The organism is Streptomyces kebangsaanensis (assembly GCF_001906585.1).
GTDB lineage: Bacteria > Actinomycetota > Actinomycetes > Streptomycetales > Streptomycetaceae > Streptomyces > Streptomyces kebangsaanensis.
Genome location: NZ_JUJA01000158.1, coordinates 160,415 through 173,978 on the forward strand (window position 1 = coordinate 160,415; position 13,564 = coordinate 173,978).

Consider the following 13,564-nt stretch of genomic DNA (forward strand, 5'->3'; position numbering starts at 1 on the left):
GCCGGAGTCGGTGACCACCTCCGGGGACGCCGACGACGGCGGCCGGTGGGGCGCCCACCGGGTGATCCTCTCCGGCTGGTCGCACGACGCCGGGGCCGGCCGCGGTCTGGCCCGGGTCGCGTTCGTCAACGCCGACGACCCGGACCGCCTCACCTACACCTGGGCGTTGCTCGTCGTCCCGGTCGACGGCGGGCGGGACTACCGGGGGCTGGTCTCGCGAGTGTCGGGGATGGTCTGGTACCGGGACAAGCTGCTGGTCACCACCTCCGGTGCCGAGCGCGACGCGCTGTACGTCTACGACCTGCACCGCATCCAGCGCACCACGGTCGCCGACGAGGCGGTCGGCCGCGTGCCCGGCGGCTGGTCCGCGAACGGCTACCGGTGGGTGCTGCCCGCGGTCGCCTCCTACCGCCCGGCCGACGGCAACTGCGTCGAGGTGTCCGGTCCGGACCGCTCCGGCCCGCCCTGTCCGGACGGCCTCTCCCTGGACCGCAGCTCCACGCCGGAAAGCCTGGTCGCCAGCCGCGCGGCGGCCGCGGACGGCGGCGGCCGCACGGTCCTGTGGCGCTACTCCTTCAGCCGGGACCCCGCCCGCTCCGGTCTGCTGGCCACCGACTCCTCCGGGACGGCGGCCGCGGACGAGGCGTACGAGTCGAAGGCGGACGACGTCCGGGGCGTGCTGTCCCACCGGAGGGGCCCGTCCGGGTCCCCCGACTGGTACCTGGGCCGCCCCGCGGACGAGGGCACCCACGGCATACTGTGGCGGCAGGACCGGCAGGGCGCGAAGGCGGTCGAGTGCGGCGCCGAGGGCACCCACCGCTGCTGGGGCGACGGCACCGGTTCCCTGTCCTACTGGGCGGAGACCGGCGACGTCTGGTCCCTGTCGGGCCGCATGCTGTTCGCGCTGCCGCTGTCCTCGGTCGAACGGGAGATGCGGTAGGGCGCCCGGTCCCGGGACGAACGGGTCCGCGTGAGGGGACGAACGGGCCGGGGTGAGACGGGACACTCCCGATCGACAGCGGCCCGGGGCGGATGATTCCCTGACCGGCATGACGAGCATTGCCGTGACCACCTGGTCCCTGGAGCAGACCTCCCCCGACGACCTCCTGCCGGCCGCCGTGCCCGAGGGGGACGTACGGGTCGTCCGGTCCGAGGTGCCCTCCCCCGAGTTCAGCCGGTTCCTGTACGCCTCGGTCGGCGGCGACATCCGCTGGACGGACCGGCTGGGCTGGACGTACGCGCGGTGGCGGGAGTACCTGGAGCGTCCGGGTGTCGAGACGTGGGTGGCGTACGACCGCGGCACGCCGACGGGTTACGTCGAGCTGGAGGCCCAGGACGAGGGCGTCGTGGAGATCGTCTACTTCGGGCTGGTCAAGGCCTTCCGCGGCCGCCGCATCGGCGGGCACCTGCTCGCGTACGGCACCGCCCGCGCCTGGGACCTGGCCGACCGCTGGCCGGGACGGCCGCCGACGAAGCGGGTGTGGCTGCACACGTGCAGCAAGGACGGCGAGCACGCGATGGACAACTACCAGCGCCGCGGCTTCAAGCTCTTCGACACCAAGGTCGAGGAGGAACCGGACGTTCCGACCCCGGGCCCCTGGCCGGGGGCGTACGCGGTCTGAGCCGCGCGGACGCCGGCGTCCGCGCCCCGTGCGACAACCCGCGCGACAACCCATGTGACACACGACACCCTTGTCCGTATCCCGGGACAAGGGTGTCCACATTACGGATGATGCTGGACGCTGTCCAGATCGTCGTGCCACGCTTCCGCCATGTCTGGAACTGGAATCGCCTTGGTGAGCCGACGGCACGTCGACCACGGCCGCATGTCCAGCGCCATCTGTCCGGCCTGCTGACCCTGCCCGCACCGGCCTGAGCCACGGGTTCCAGCACCACCGGTTCCTTCCTCGCTTTTCCCGCTTCCCCCCGCTTTCCCCCGTTCTCCCTGCCTGCGCAACGGCGCGCATGTGCGCCCGTCTGCCCATGCGCCCGCATCCGCGCAGGTCAGAGCCGCATTCCTCGCTGTCCCGAAGGACGTATCGACCATGGCCGCCTCCTCGCAGAACTCCGCCGCGCCCCGCCGCAAGGTGAGTCGTCACCGCGGCGAGGGTCAGTGGGCCGTGGGGCATCTGACCCCGCTCAACGGCAACGAACAGTTCAAGAAGGACGATGACGGTCTCAATGTGCGGACACGTATTGAGACGATCTACTCCAAACGCGGTTTCGACTCCATCGACCCCACCGACCTGCGCGGCCGGATGCGCTGGTGGGGTCTGTACACCCAGCGCAAGCCCGGGATCGACGGCGGCAAGACCGGGGTCCTGGAGCCGGAGGAGCTGGACGACCGCTACTTCATGCTGCGGGTCCGCGTCGACGGCGGCCGGCTGACGACGCGGCAGCTGCGGGTGATCGGCGAGATCTCGCAGGAGTTCGCGCGCGGCACGGCCGACATCACCGACCGGCAGAACATCCAGTACCACTGGATCCGGATCGAGGACGTGCCCGAGATCTGGGACCGGCTGGAGGCCGTCGGCCTGTCCACGGTCACCGCCTGCGGTGACACCCCGCGCGTGATGATCGGCTCGCCGGTCGCCGGCATCGCCGAGGACGAGATCATCGACGCCACCCCGGCGCTGGAGGAGATGAAGCGCCGCGTCCTGGGCAACCCGGCGTACTCGAACCTCCCGAGGAAGTTCAAGACGGCCATCTCCGGCTCCCCGCTACTGGACGTGGTCCACGAGATCAACGACGTCGCGTTCGTCGGCGTGCGCCACCCCGAACACGGGCCGGGCTTCGACCTGTGGGTGGGCGGCGGACTGTCCACCAACCCCAAGCTGGGCGTGCGGCTGGGCACCTGGGTGCCGATCGAGGACGTCCCGGACGTCTACGAGGGCGTCCTGTCGATCTTCCGTGACTACGGCTACCGCCGGCTGCGCAACCGGGCCCGGCTGAAGTTCCTGGTCGCCGACTGGGGTGCGGAGAAGTTCCGCCAGGTGCTCCAGGACGAGTACCTGAAGCGCGAGCTCGTCGACGGGCCCGCCCCCGAGCAGCCCGTCCAGCAGTGGCGCGACCACGTCGGTGTGCACCGGCAGCAGGACGGCCGCCACTACGTCGGCTTCGCCCCCCGGGTCGGCCGCGTCGACGGCGCCACGCTGACGAAGATCGCCGACCTGGCGGAGGCACACGGCTCCGGACGGGTCCGTACCACCGTCGAGCAGAAGATGATCGTCCTCGATGTCGAGGAGGGCCAGGTCGACTCGCTGGTCGACGGCCTGGAGGCGCTGGACCTCACCGCCCGGCCGTCCTCGTTCCGGCGCGGCACCATGGCCTGCACCGGCATCGAGTTCTGCAAGCTCGCCATCGTCGAGACCAAGGCGCGCGGCTCCCACCTGATCGACGAACTCGAGCGCCGCCTGCCGGACTTCGAGGAGCCGATCACCATCAACCTCAACGGCTGCCCGAACGCCTGCGCCCGTATTCAGGTGGCGGACATCGGCCTGAAGGGCCAGCTGGTCCTGAACGACGAGGGCGAGCAGGTCGAGGGCTACCAGGTGCACCTGGGCGGCGCGCTCGGCCTGGAGCCCGGCTTCGGCCGCAAGGTGCGCGGCCTGAAGGTCACTGCGGACGAACTGCCCGACTACATCGAGCGCGTGCTGAAGCGCTTCCAGGAGCAGCGCGAGAACGGCGAGCGGTTCGCCGCCTGGGCCGCCCGGGCCTCCGAGGAGGCCCTGTCGTGAGCGAGCGGGCGGCACCCTTCCACTGCCCCTACTGCGGCGAGGAGGACCTGCGTCCCGGCGAACAGGGCCACGGCAGCTGGGAATGCGCGGCGTGCAACCGGGGCTTTCGGCTGAAGTTCCTCGGACTGCTGGCCCGGGGAGTGCGGCGGGCCGACCACGAGGGGGACGAGCAGACATGACGGCCACTCAGGATGGTCTTACAGCAGGTGAGTTGAAGGAGCTGGCCGAGCGGGCCGGCCGGGAGCTGGAGGACGCCTCCGCGCTGGAGATCCTCCAGTGGGCGGCCGACACCTTCGGCAGGCGGTTCTGCGTGACCTCCTCGATGGAGGACGCGGTGGTCGCCCACCTCGCCTCCCGCGCCCTGCCCGGCGTGGACGTGGTGTTCCTCGACACCGGCTACCACTTCCCGGAGACCATCGGCACCCGCGACGCGGTCGAGGCCGTGATGGACGTCAACGTCATCACCCTCACCCCGAGGCAGACGGTCGCCGAACAGGACGCGCGGTACGGGCCGAGGCTGCACGACCGCGACCCCGACCTGTGCTGCAGGCTGCGCAAGGTCCAGCCGCTGGAGGAAGGCCTCGAGGGCTACCGGGCGTGGGCGACCGGGCTGCGCCGCGACGAGTCCCCGAGCCGGGCGGACACCCCGGTGGTCGGCTGGGACGAGAGGCGGCAGAAGGTCAAGGTCTCCCCCATCGCCCGCTGGACCCAGGACGACGTGGACGCCTACGTCGCCGAACACGGCGTCCTCACCAACCCGTTGCTGATGGACGGCTACGGCTCGGTCGGCTGCGCGCCCTGCACGCGGCGGCTGCTGGAGGGCGAGGACGCGCGCGCCGGCCGCTGGGCGGGCACCGCCAAGACCGAGTGCGGACTGCACTGATGACCAACCATCGGACTCATCGGACTCAGGAGAACCACGTGACGACCGGAGCCACCGTCTGGCTCACGGGTCTGCCGAGCGCCGGCAAGACCACCATCGCGCACGAACTGGCCGGGCGGCTGCGCGCGGAGGGCCACCGCGTCGAGGTGCTCGACGGCGACGAGATCCGCGAGTTCCTCTCCGCGGGCCTCGGCTTCAGCCGCGAGGACCGGCACACCAACGTGCAGCGCATCGGCTTCGTCGCCGAACTGCTCGCCCGCAACGGCGTGCTGGCGCTGGTCCCGGTGATCGCGCCGTACGCGGACAGCCGGGACGCGGTGCGCAAGCGGCACGAGGAGAACGGCACGGCCTACGTCGAGGTGCACGTGGCCACCCCGGTCGAGGTGTGCTCGGTGCGCGACGTGAAGGGCCTGTACGCCCGGCAGGCCGCCGGCGAGCTGTCCGGCCTGACCGGTGTCGACGACCCGTACGAGGAGCCCGTCTCGCCGGACCTGCGCATCGAGTCGCAGCACCAGACCGTCCGGGAGTCCGCGGCGTCCGTGTACGCCCTGCTCAGTGAAAGGGGACTGGCATGACGACCGCCGCCGAGGTCAAGGGGGGCGACGAGGGCACGCGGAGCCCGTACGCCCTCTCCCACCTGGACGCCCTGGAGTCCGAGGCGGTGCACATCTTCCGCGAGGTGGCGGGCGAGTTCGAGAACCCGGTGCTGCTGTTCTCCGGCGGCAAGGACTCCATCGTCATGCTGCACCTGGCGCTGAAGGCGTTCACCCCGGCCGCCGTCCCCTTCTCGCTGCTGCACGTGGACACCGGGCACAACTTCCCCGAGGTCCTCGCCTACCGGGACCGCACGGTCGCCCGGCACAGCCTGCGCCTGCACGTCGCCTCCGTGCAGGACTACATCGACCGCGGTGTCCTCAAGGAGCGCCCGGACGGCACCCGCAACCCGCTGCAGACCCTGCCGCTGACCGAGAAGATCCAGAGCGAACGGTTCGACGCGGTCTTCGGCGGCGGGCGCCGCGACGAGGAGAAGGCGCGCGCCAAGGAGCGGGTGTTCTCGCTGCGGGACGAGTTCTCCCAGTGGGACCCGCGCCGCCAGCGGCCCGAGCTGTGGAACCTCTACAACGGCCGCCACGCGCCCGGCGAGCACGTCCGCGTCTTCCCTCTGTCCAACTGGACCGAGCTGGACGTCTGGCAGTACATCGCCCGCGAGGGCATCGAGCTGCCCGGGATCTACTACGCCCACGAGCGCGAGGTGTTCTCGCGGAGCGGCATGTGGCTGACCGCCGGTGACTGGGGCGGGCCCAAGGACGGCGAGCGGGTCGAGAAGCGGCTGGTGCGCTACCGCACGGTCGGCGACATGTCCTGCACCGGCGCCGTCGACTCCGACGCCGACACCATCGAGAAGGTGATCGCCGAGATCGCCGCGTCGCGCCTGACCGAGCGCGGCGCCACCCGGGCCGACGACAAGCTGTCCGAGGCCGCGATGGAAGACCGCAAGCGCGAGGGGTACTTCTAGCCATGAGCACGACCACGACCGAGGACCTCTCGGCCACCACGCTGCTGCGGTTCGCCACCGCCGGCTCCGTCGACGACGGCAAGTCCACCCTCGTCGGCCGGCTGCTGCACGACTCCAAGTCGGTCCTGGCCGACCAGTTGGAGGCCGTCGAGCGCGTCTCGGCGAGCCGCGGCCAGGACGCCCCGGACCTCGCGCTGCTCACGGACGGGCTGCGGGCCGAGCGCGAGCAGGGCATCACCATCGACGTGGCCTACCGCTACTTCGCCACCCCGCGGCGCCGGTTCATCCTCGCGGACACTCCGGGCCATGTGCAGTACACGCGGAACATGGTCACCGGCGCCTCCACCGCCGAGCTGACGGTGATCCTGGTGGACGCCCGCAACGGCGTGGTGGAGCAGACCCGCCGGCACGCGGCGATCGCGGCCCTGCTGCGCGTGCCGCACGTGGTGCTGGCCGTGAACAAGATGGACCTGGTCGGCTACCAGGAGTCCGTGTTCGCGAGGATCGCCGAGGAGTTCACGGCGTACGCCACCGAGCTGGGCGTCCCGCAGGTCACCGCCGTCCCGATCTCGGCGCTCGCCGGCGACAACGTGGTGGAGCCGTCCGCGACCATGGACTGGTACGGCGGCCCGACCGTCCTGGAGCACCTGGAGACGGTCCCGGTCAGCCACGACCTGGCGCACTGCCACGCCCGGCTGCCCGTGCAGTACGTGATCCGGCCGCAGACCGCCGAGCACCCCGACTACCGCGGCTACGCGGGCCAGATCGCCGCCGGCACCTTCCGGGTCGGCGACGAGGTCACGGTGCTGCCGTCGGGCCGTACGACCCGGATCTCCGGCATCGACCTGCTCGGCGAGCCGGTCGACGCGGCCTGGACGACGCAGTCGGTCACCGTCCTGCTCCAGGACGACATCGACGTCTCGCGCGGCGACCTGATCGTGCCCGGCAAGGACGCGCCCGCGACCACCCAGGACGTGGAGGCGACCGTCTGCCACGTCGCCGACCAGCCGCTGACCGTGGGCCACCGGGTGCTGCTCAAGCACGGCACTCGCACGGTCAAGGCGATCGTCAAGGACATCCCCTCCCGGCTGACCCTCGACGACCTGTCCCTGCACCCGCACCCAGGCCGGCTCGCCGCCAACGACATCGGCCGGGTGAAGATCCGCACCGCCGAGCCGCTGCCGGTCGACTCCTACGCCGACTCGCGCCGCACCGGATCGTTCATCCTGATCGACCCGTCCGACGGCACCACGCTCACCGCGGGCATGGTCGGCGAGTCGTTCGCCGCGCCGGAACCGGTCAAGGACGCGACCGACGACGACGGTTGGGACTTCTGACCATGAACTTCCCCGATTTCTACTCGACGTTCGCCAAGGAGGGCGGCCGGGTCGGCAGCGGCGCCCTCGGCAGCGGGCAGGGCGGGGTGGGCCGATGTGCGCGCTGACGTACGCGCACTGCCCGCGCGCCCTCACCCCCCACCGCTTACGTGGAAGACCTGCCGACCTCCCGGCCACGACCTGAGAGACCGTGACCGCCGGGCCGACGAGAGGACGATCCTCCCGTGCCTGCCAACTCCTCACCCCTGTACCGCCGCGGCCTCGCCGTGGCCCTCGCTCTCCCGCTCCTCGCACTCGCCGCCTGCGGCTACGGCTCCCAGGCCCGGGACGACGGCTCCCACCAGAAGGTCGCCGCCGGGGCCGAGAAGGTCGACGGCCTGGACTCCGTCCGGATCGGTTACTTCGGCAACCTGACGCACGCGACCGCGCTGGTGGGCGTGGAGAAGGGCTTCTTCCAGAAAGCCCTGGGCGCCACGCGGGCCAGGTACCAGGTCTTCAACGCCGGCCCGTCCGAGATCGAGGCGCTGAACTCGAACTCGATCGACATCGGCTGGATCGGCCCGTCCCCGGCGATCAACGGCTACACCAAGTCCGACGGCAGGAGCCTGCGCATCATCGGCGGTTCGGCCTCCGGCGGGGTCAAGCTCGTGGTGAACCCGAAGAGGATCAAGTCCCTGAAGGACGTCAAGGGCAAGAGGATCGCCACCCCGCAGCTGGGCAACACCCAGGACGTGGCGTTCCTCAACTGGGTCGCGGAGCAGGGCTGGAAGGTCGACGCGCTCAGCGGCAAGGGCGACGTCTCCGTCGTCCGCACCGACAACAAGATCACCCCGGACGCCTACCGGTCCGGTTCCATCGACGGCGCCTGGGTGCCGGAGCCGACCGCGTCCAAGCTGGTCGCCGAGGGCGCCGAGGTGCTGCTGGACGAGTCGTCGCTGTGGCCCGACGAGAAGTTCGTGATCACGAACATCATCGTGTCGCAGAGGTTCCTCAAGGAGCACCCGAAGGCCGTCGAGGCGGTGCTTAAGGCCTCCGTGGAGACCAACAAGTGGATCAACGCCCACCCGGACGAGGCGAAGGCCGCGGCGAACCAGCGGCTCAGGGCCGACTCCGGCAAGGCGCTGCCCGAGAACGTCCTGGACCCGGCGTGGAAGTCCCTCCGGATCACCGACGACCCGCTGGCGTCCACCTTGGACACCCAGGCGCGGCACGCGGTCAAGGCGGGCCTGCTGCAGTCGCCGAGGCTGGACGGCATCTACGACCTCACCCTGCTGAACAAGGTCCTCCGGGCCGAGGGCGAGCCCACCGTCAGCGACGCCGGCCTCGGCGTCGAGCAGAGCCCGTAGCCGAAGAGTTCCCAGGAGGTGCCGACCATGGCCACGACCCTCGTCACGGCCGCCGAGTCCGTAGTGCACGCGGCGCGCCTTGAGAACGTCTCGAAGTCCTTCACGGCCCCGGGCGGGCAGCAGCTCGTCCTGGACGGCATCAGTCTCGATGTCGCCCCGGGCGAGTTCGTCACCCTCCTGGGGGCCTCGGGCTGCGGCAAGTCCACCCTGCTGAACCTGGTGGCGGGCCTCGACCGGCCCACCGCCGGGTCCATCACGACGGACGGCCGCCCCGCCCTGATGTTCCAGGAGCACGCCCTGTTCCCGTGGCTGACCGCGGGCAAGAACATCGAACTCGCCCTGAAACTCCGGGGGGTGCCGAAGCCGCAGCGGCGCGGCCGGGCCGAGGAGCTGCTCGAACTGGTCCGGTTGAAGGGCGCGTACGGCAAGCGGGTGCACGAGCTGTCCGGCGGTATGCGCCAGCGCGTGGCGATGGCCCGCGCGCTGGCGCAGGAGAGCAACCTGCTGCTGATGGACGAGCCGTTCGCGGCCCTGGACGCCATCACCCGGGACGTGCTGCACGACGAGCTGACCCGGATCTGGCAGGAGACCGGCGTGTCGGTGCTGTTCGTGACGCACAACGTGCGCGAGGCGGTGCGGCTCGCCCAGCGCGTGGTGCTGCTGTCCTCCCGTCCGGGCCGGGTGGCCCGCGAGTGGACGGTGGACATCCCGCAGCCGCGCCGTATCGAGGACGCGCCCGTCGCGGAGCTGTCCCTGGAGATCACCGAAGTACTGCGTGGGGAGATCCGCCGCCATGGCCGGCACTGACACGAAGACGGCGCGGGGCGCCGAACTGGCCGGCGTGGAGGCCGGACTCGACGCGCTGGAGGCCACCGAGACCGGGCGTACGCCCTTGCGGCGCACCCTCGTCGACAAGGTCCTGCCGCCCGTCGTGGCGATCGCGGTGGTGCTGGTGGTCTGGCAGGCGCTGATCTCCCTCAAGGTGGTCGACGACCCGAGCAGGCTGCCCTCGCCGGCCGACGTGGGCCGCGAGTTCAAGGACGCCTGGCTGCAGGGCACGCTGCTCGACTTCGTCTGGACGTCCGTCTCGCGCGGTCTGCTGGGCTTCCTGTTCGCCCTCGCCATCGGCACCCCGCTGGGGCTGCTGGTGGCCCGGGTGAAGTTCGTGCGGGCGGCCATCGGCCCGGTCCTGTCCGGTCTGCAGTCGCTGCCGTCGGTGGCGTGGGTGCCGCCGGCGGTGATCTGGCTGGGCCTGAACAACTCGATGATGTACGCGGTGATCCTGCTCGGCGCGGTCCCGTCCATCGCCAACGGCCTGGTGTCCGGCATCGACCAGGTTCCGCCGCTGTTCCTGCGGGCGGGCCGCACGATGGGCGCGACGGGGGTCCGGGGTGCCTGGCACATCGTGCTGCCGGCCGCGCTGCCGGGCTACCTGGCCGGGCTGAAGCAGGGCTGGGCGTTCTCCTGGCGTTCGCTGATGGCGGCGGAGATCATCGCCTCCTCGCCGGACCTGGGCATCGGCCTGGGCGCCCTGCTGGAGAACGGCCGGAACGCGAGCTCCATGTCGATGGTGTTCGAGGCCATCGTCCTGATCCTGTTCGTCGGCATCGCCATCGACCTGCTGATCTTCAGTCCGCTGGAGCGGTGGGTGCTGCGCAGCCGCGGTCTCCTGGTGAAGAGCTGACCCATGTCCCTGTGCCAGCAACCCGTTCTCCTGGTCGTCGCCCACGGCAGCCGCGATCCGCGGCACGCCGCCACCGTGCACGCCCTGGTGCGGCGGGTGCGCTCGCTGCGCCCCGGGCTGCGGGTGGAGACCGGCTTCCTCGACTTCAACGTGCCCTCCGTGCAGGGCGTGCTGGAGTCGCTGGCGGCCCGGGGGGTGCGGGACGTGGTCGCTCTGCCGCTCCTGCTGACCCGCGCCTTCCACGCCAAGGCGGACATCCCGTCGGTGCTGCGTCAGGCTCCGCCGCGGCTGCGCGTCCGGCAGGCCGACGTCCTCGGCCCGTCGCCGCTGCTGACGCGGACCCTGGAGCGCCGGCTCCACGAGGCGGGGCTGTCCCCCGCCGACAAGTCCTCGACCGGGGTCGTACTGGCCTCGGCGGGGTCCTCCGACCCGGAGGCGATCGCAGTGATCGCAGACATCGCGCGGGAGTGGCGGCACACCGGTTGGTGCGCCGTGCGGCCTGCGTTCGCCTCCGCTTCCCTTCCGCGCACCGAGGACGCGGTGCGCGCCCTGCGGTCGCTGGGCTGCGCGAAGGTCGCGGTCGCGCCGTACGTCCTGGCCCCGGGCTTCCTGCCGGACCGCATCGCGCGGGGCGCCGCCGAGGCGCGGGCCGACGTCCTGGCCGACGTCCTCGGCCCGGCGCCGGAGGTGGCGCGGCTGCTGCTGGAGCGGTACGACGCCGCCCGGCTGCCGCTGCGAACGGCCCTGGGCGCCTGAGCACGCCCACGGCCCGGCACTCCCCCGTGGTGCCGGACCGCGGACGGACCGACCACCGCCCGCCGGGGGCCCGGTGCGCGATGGTCGCCGTTCAGTACAGCGCCGCGCGGCGCCCAAGTGTCACTGCGGCGCCGCGGAACGGTTCCGATCAGTCGAAGCGGAGCGATCCCGTGCGGGTCCGCTTGAGTTCGAAGAAATCCGGATGTGCCGCCAGCACCCGGAAACCGTCGAACAGCCGGGCCGCCTCGGCCCCGCGCGGGATGGCCCGCAGCACGGGGCCGAACCACACCGTTCCGTCCACGTGGAGGGTGGGCGTACCCACGTAGGCGCCCGTTTCCGCCTCGGCGCCGGCCTCGTGACCGCGCCGTACCGCCTCGTCGTACGACGGGTCGTGCGCGGCCGCCGCCAGGTCGCCGTCGAGCCCCAGCTCGGTCAGGGACCCGGTGACCACCGCGTCGAAGTCCTCCTCCTTACGCTCGTGGAGGCGGACGCCGAAGGCGGTGTACAGGTCGCGCAGCACCTTCTCGCCGTGCCGCTCGGCGGCGGCCGCGGCAACACGCACCGGGCCGATCGACTTGTCGACCAACTCGCGGTACCACTCCGGCAGTTCGTTGCCGATGTTGTGCAGGTACAGGCTCATGACGTGGAACCGCAGGTCGAGCGGGCGCTCGCGCTCGACCTCGAGCAGCCAGCGGGAGGTGATCCAGGCGAAGGGGCAGGCGGGGTCGAACCAGAAGTCCACGCGGGTGGGCGAGTCGTTCGTCATGCCGCCGACGCTAGTGCCCGAGTGGCGCGGGAACGTGGTCCACTCGGCGTGTCCTTTCGTGGTCCACTTCGCCCCACGGTCGCGTGTACGCTCCGTCGGGTGATCGAGGAGATGTTCGCGCTCGGTGGCGACCTGCCCGTACGGCGCCTCGGGTACGGCACCGCGCAGCTGACCGGCCCCGGCTACTGGGGACCGCGCGGCGACGCGCGGGACGCGGTGGCCGTGCTGCGGCGGGCGGTCGAGCGCGGGGTGACCCTGATCGACACCGCGGACAACTACGGGCCGTCCGTCGCCGAGGAACTGGTGGCGAAGGCCCTGCACCCGTACCCCGAGGGCCTGGTGATCGCCACCAAGGGCGGGGTGGTCCGCACCGGCGACAGCGCCTGGCACATCGACGGGCGGCCGGAGCGCCTGCGGGAGATGTGCGAGGCGAGCCTGCGCAGGCTGCGGCTGGAGACCGTCGACCTGTACCAGCTGCACCGGCTGGACCCGGCCGTACCGATGGCCGAACAGCTGGGCGCGCTGGAGGAGTTGCGGGCCGAGGGCAAGATCCGGCACATCGGCCTGGACACCGTGTCCGCCGAACAGCTCTCCGCCGCACTGGAGTTGACGGAGATCGCCTCCGTCCAGAACCGCTACAACCTGCTGGACCGCGAGTCCGAGCCGCTGCTGGAGCTGTGCGAGGAGCGCGGGATCGCGTTCCTGCCGTGGTTCCCGCTGGGCAACGGCGCGTTGACCGCGCACCCGGAGTGCGCCCGGATCGCCGCCGCGCACGGAGCCACACCGGGGCAGGTCGCCCTGGCGTGGCTGCTGCACCGCTCCCCCGTGCTCTGCCCGACCCCGGGCACGGGCACGCTCGTCCACCTGGAGGAGAACCTGGACGCGGCCGGCGTACGGCCGACCGGCGCCGAGCTGTCCCTGCTGGCCGCCCTCGCGTGATCGCGCCCGGCCCGGTCAGGCGCCCTGGGCGGTCAGCTCGACGAGCTTGAGCACCGTGTTCCAGTTGCGGCTGGTCGCGGTCACGCCCTTGTTCAGCCGACGCCTGGACAGCTGCTCGGCGAGCCTGGAGCGGCCGAGTCCGTCCGGCGCGTACAGGTACAGGGCGCGGTCGCCGAGGCGGAACTCCTCGGGCAGGTGGGCGGCCCGGTCGATCTCCGCGAAGCGCGCCGCGTCGACGGGGGCGGAGTAGTAGGTGACGTGGAGCTGTCTGCCCTCCAGTCCGGCGGCCGGGAACGGGCAGGCCTCGGCGACCGCCCGCAGATAGGCGTGGTCGCGCACGATCACGTCCACCGGGAACCCGAACCGCTCCCCGACGGCGTCCGCGAGCTCGGCGGCCAGTGACTCCTCGTCGCCGCGCCCCGAGGCGAAGACGGCCTGGCCGCTCTGCAGATACGTACGGACGCCGGTGTGGCCGAGCCCCTCCATCAGGGTGCGCAGCTCGGCCATCGGGACCTTCTTGCCGCCGCCCACGTTGATTCCGCGCAGCAGCGCCGCATACGTCGTCATCCACTCACCATAGAGCGGCTGTCGTGCCCCGTG

General features: G+C 71.8%; 14 protein-coding genes and 1 pseudogene. 13 read left to right on the forward strand and 2 right to left on the reverse strand.

What is annotated here, in order from left to right; genetic code table 11:
• The 12 genes and pseudogenes from RH94_RS29265 to RH94_RS29320 form a co-directional block, all read left to right on the forward strand.
• A pseudogene (locus RH94_RS29265) lies at positions 1–940 on the forward strand (hypothetical protein); the annotation flags it as partial.
• 109 nt (positions 941–1,049) lie between these two features.
• Entirely contained in the window at positions 1,050–1,622 is a 573-nt protein-coding gene (locus RH94_RS29270; protein WP_073951351.1) for a GNAT family N-acetyltransferase, read from the forward strand.
• Positions 1,623–2,045: 423 nt separating this feature from the next.
• A complete protein-coding gene (locus RH94_RS29275; RefSeq protein WP_073951352.1) occupies positions 2,046–3,737 on the forward strand; it encodes a nitrite/sulfite reductase in 1,692 nt (563 codons plus the stop codon).
• Positions 3,734–3,916 carry a hypothetical protein gene (locus RH94_RS29280; protein WP_073951353.1) on the forward strand — a complete coding sequence of 61 codons (183 nt, stop codon included), beginning with the start codon at positions 3,734–3,736 and terminating at the stop codon, positions 3,914–3,916. Before RH94_RS29275 ends, RH94_RS29280 begins: the two co-directional genes overlap by 4 nt.
• Positions 3,913–4,620: a phosphoadenylyl-sulfate reductase gene (locus tag RH94_RS29285; protein WP_073951354.1), complete on the forward strand. Its 708-nt coding sequence runs from the start codon at positions 3,913–3,915 to the stop codon at positions 4,618–4,620. The genes RH94_RS29280 and RH94_RS29285 overlap by 4 nt, the downstream gene beginning before the upstream one ends.
• Entirely contained in the window at positions 4,620–5,195 is a 576-nt protein-coding gene (gene cysC, locus RH94_RS29290; protein ID WP_073951355.1) for an adenylyl-sulfate kinase, read from the forward strand. The genes RH94_RS29285 and cysC overlap by 1 nt, the downstream gene beginning before the upstream one ends.
• Positions 5,192–6,136 (forward strand): sulfate adenylyltransferase subunit CysD, encoded by a 945-nt coding sequence (gene cysD, locus RH94_RS29295; protein ID WP_073951356.1) that lies wholly within the window; start codon positions 5,192–5,194, stop codon positions 6,134–6,136. The genes cysC and cysD overlap by 4 nt, the downstream gene beginning before the upstream one ends.
• Before the next feature lie 2 nt (positions 6,137–6,138).
• The gene (locus tag RH94_RS29300; RefSeq protein WP_073951357.1) at positions 6,139–7,473 is read left to right on the forward strand and encodes a sulfate adenylyltransferase subunit 1; all 1,335 of its coding nucleotides are present in this window, start codon (positions 6,139–6,141) and stop codon (positions 7,471–7,473) included.
• Positions 7,474–7,697: 224 nt separating this feature from the next.
• Positions 7,698–8,819: an aliphatic sulfonate ABC transporter substrate-binding protein gene (locus tag RH94_RS29305; protein ID WP_073951358.1), complete on the forward strand. Its 1,122-nt coding sequence runs from the start codon at positions 7,698–7,700 to the stop codon at positions 8,817–8,819.
• Between the two features lie 27 nt (positions 8,820–8,846).
• Positions 8,847–9,626 carry an ABC transporter ATP-binding protein gene (locus RH94_RS29310; RefSeq protein ID WP_073951359.1) on the forward strand — a complete coding sequence of 260 codons (780 nt, stop codon included), beginning with the start codon at positions 8,847–8,849 and terminating at the stop codon, positions 9,624–9,626.
• The gene (locus RH94_RS29315; RefSeq protein ID WP_073951360.1) at positions 9,613–10,503 is read left to right on the forward strand and encodes an ABC transporter permease; all 891 of its coding nucleotides are present in this window, start codon (positions 9,613–9,615) and stop codon (positions 10,501–10,503) included. Before RH94_RS29310 ends, RH94_RS29315 begins: the two co-directional genes overlap by 14 nt.
• A gap of 3 nt (positions 10,504–10,506) precedes the next feature.
• Positions 10,507–11,259 carry a sirohydrochlorin chelatase gene (locus tag RH94_RS29320; RefSeq protein WP_073951361.1) on the forward strand — a complete coding sequence of 251 codons (753 nt, stop codon included), beginning with the start codon at positions 10,507–10,509 and terminating at the stop codon, positions 11,257–11,259.
• A gap of 148 nt (positions 11,260–11,407) precedes the next feature.
• Here the strand turns inward: RH94_RS29320 and RH94_RS29325 are convergent, their stop codons facing one another.
• Positions 11,408–12,025 (reverse strand): mycothiol-dependent nitroreductase Rv2466c family protein, encoded by a 618-nt coding sequence (locus RH94_RS29325; RefSeq protein ID WP_073951362.1) that lies wholly within the window; start codon positions 12,023–12,025, stop codon positions 11,408–11,410.
• A gap of 111 nt (positions 12,026–12,136) precedes the next feature.
• Here RH94_RS29325 and RH94_RS29330 point away from each other — a divergent pair, with 111 nt between their 5' ends.
• On the forward strand, positions 12,137–12,964 hold the full coding sequence (locus RH94_RS29330; RefSeq protein WP_073951363.1) for an aldo/keto reductase: 828 nt from the start codon (positions 12,137–12,139) through the stop codon (positions 12,962–12,964).
• A gap of 15 nt (positions 12,965–12,979) precedes the next feature.
• On the opposite strand, the gene RH94_RS29335 is transcribed toward RH94_RS29330, so the two are convergent.
• Positions 12,980–13,531, reverse strand: a complete 552-nt coding sequence (locus tag RH94_RS29335) for a DUF1697 domain-containing protein (protein WP_073951364.1) — start codon at positions 13,529–13,531, stop codon at positions 12,980–12,982.
• Positions 13,532–13,564 lie beyond the last annotated feature (33 nt).

What these genes read in the sequence shown, in the direction of transcription:
- RH94_RS29270 (WP_073951351.1), top strand. Translation starts at nt 1,050, where the DNA reads ATGACGAGCATTGCCGTGACCACCTGGTCCCTGGAGCAGACCTCCCCC.
- RH94_RS29275 (WP_073951352.1), top strand. Translation starts at nt 2,046, where the DNA reads ATGGCCGCCTCCTCGCAGAACTCCGCCGCGCCCCGCCGCAAGGTGAGT.
- RH94_RS29285 (WP_073951354.1), top strand. Translation starts at nt 3,913, where the DNA reads ATGACGGCCACTCAGGATGGTCTTACAGCAGGTGAGTTGAAGGAGCTG.
- cysC (WP_073951355.1), top strand. Translation starts at nt 4,620, where the DNA reads ATGACCAACCATCGGACTCATCGGACTCAGGAGAACCACGTGACGACC.
- cysD (WP_073951356.1), top strand. Translation starts at nt 5,192, where the DNA reads ATGACGACCGCCGCCGAGGTCAAGGGGGGCGACGAGGGCACGCGGAGC.
- RH94_RS29300 (WP_073951357.1), top strand. Translation starts at nt 6,139, where the DNA reads ATGAGCACGACCACGACCGAGGACCTCTCGGCCACCACGCTGCTGCGG.
- RH94_RS29310 (WP_073951359.1), top strand. Translation starts at nt 8,847, where the DNA reads ATGGCCACGACCCTCGTCACGGCCGCCGAGTCCGTAGTGCACGCGGCG.
- RH94_RS29315 (WP_073951360.1), top strand. Translation starts at nt 9,613, where the DNA reads ATGGCCGGCACTGACACGAAGACGGCGCGGGGCGCCGAACTGGCCGGC.
- RH94_RS29320 (WP_073951361.1), top strand. Translation starts at nt 10,507, where the DNA reads ATGTCCCTGTGCCAGCAACCCGTTCTCCTGGTCGTCGCCCACGGCAGC.
- RH94_RS29325 (WP_073951362.1), bottom strand. Translation starts at nt 12,025, where the DNA reads ATGACGAACGACTCGCCCACCCGCGTGGACTTCTGGTTCGACCCCGCC.
- RH94_RS29330 (WP_073951363.1), top strand. Translation starts at nt 12,137, where the DNA reads ATGTTCGCGCTCGGTGGCGACCTGCCCGTACGGCGCCTCGGGTACGGC.
- RH94_RS29335 (WP_073951364.1), bottom strand. Translation starts at nt 13,531, where the DNA reads ATGACGACGTATGCGGCGCTGCTGCGCGGAATCAACGTGGGCGGCGGC.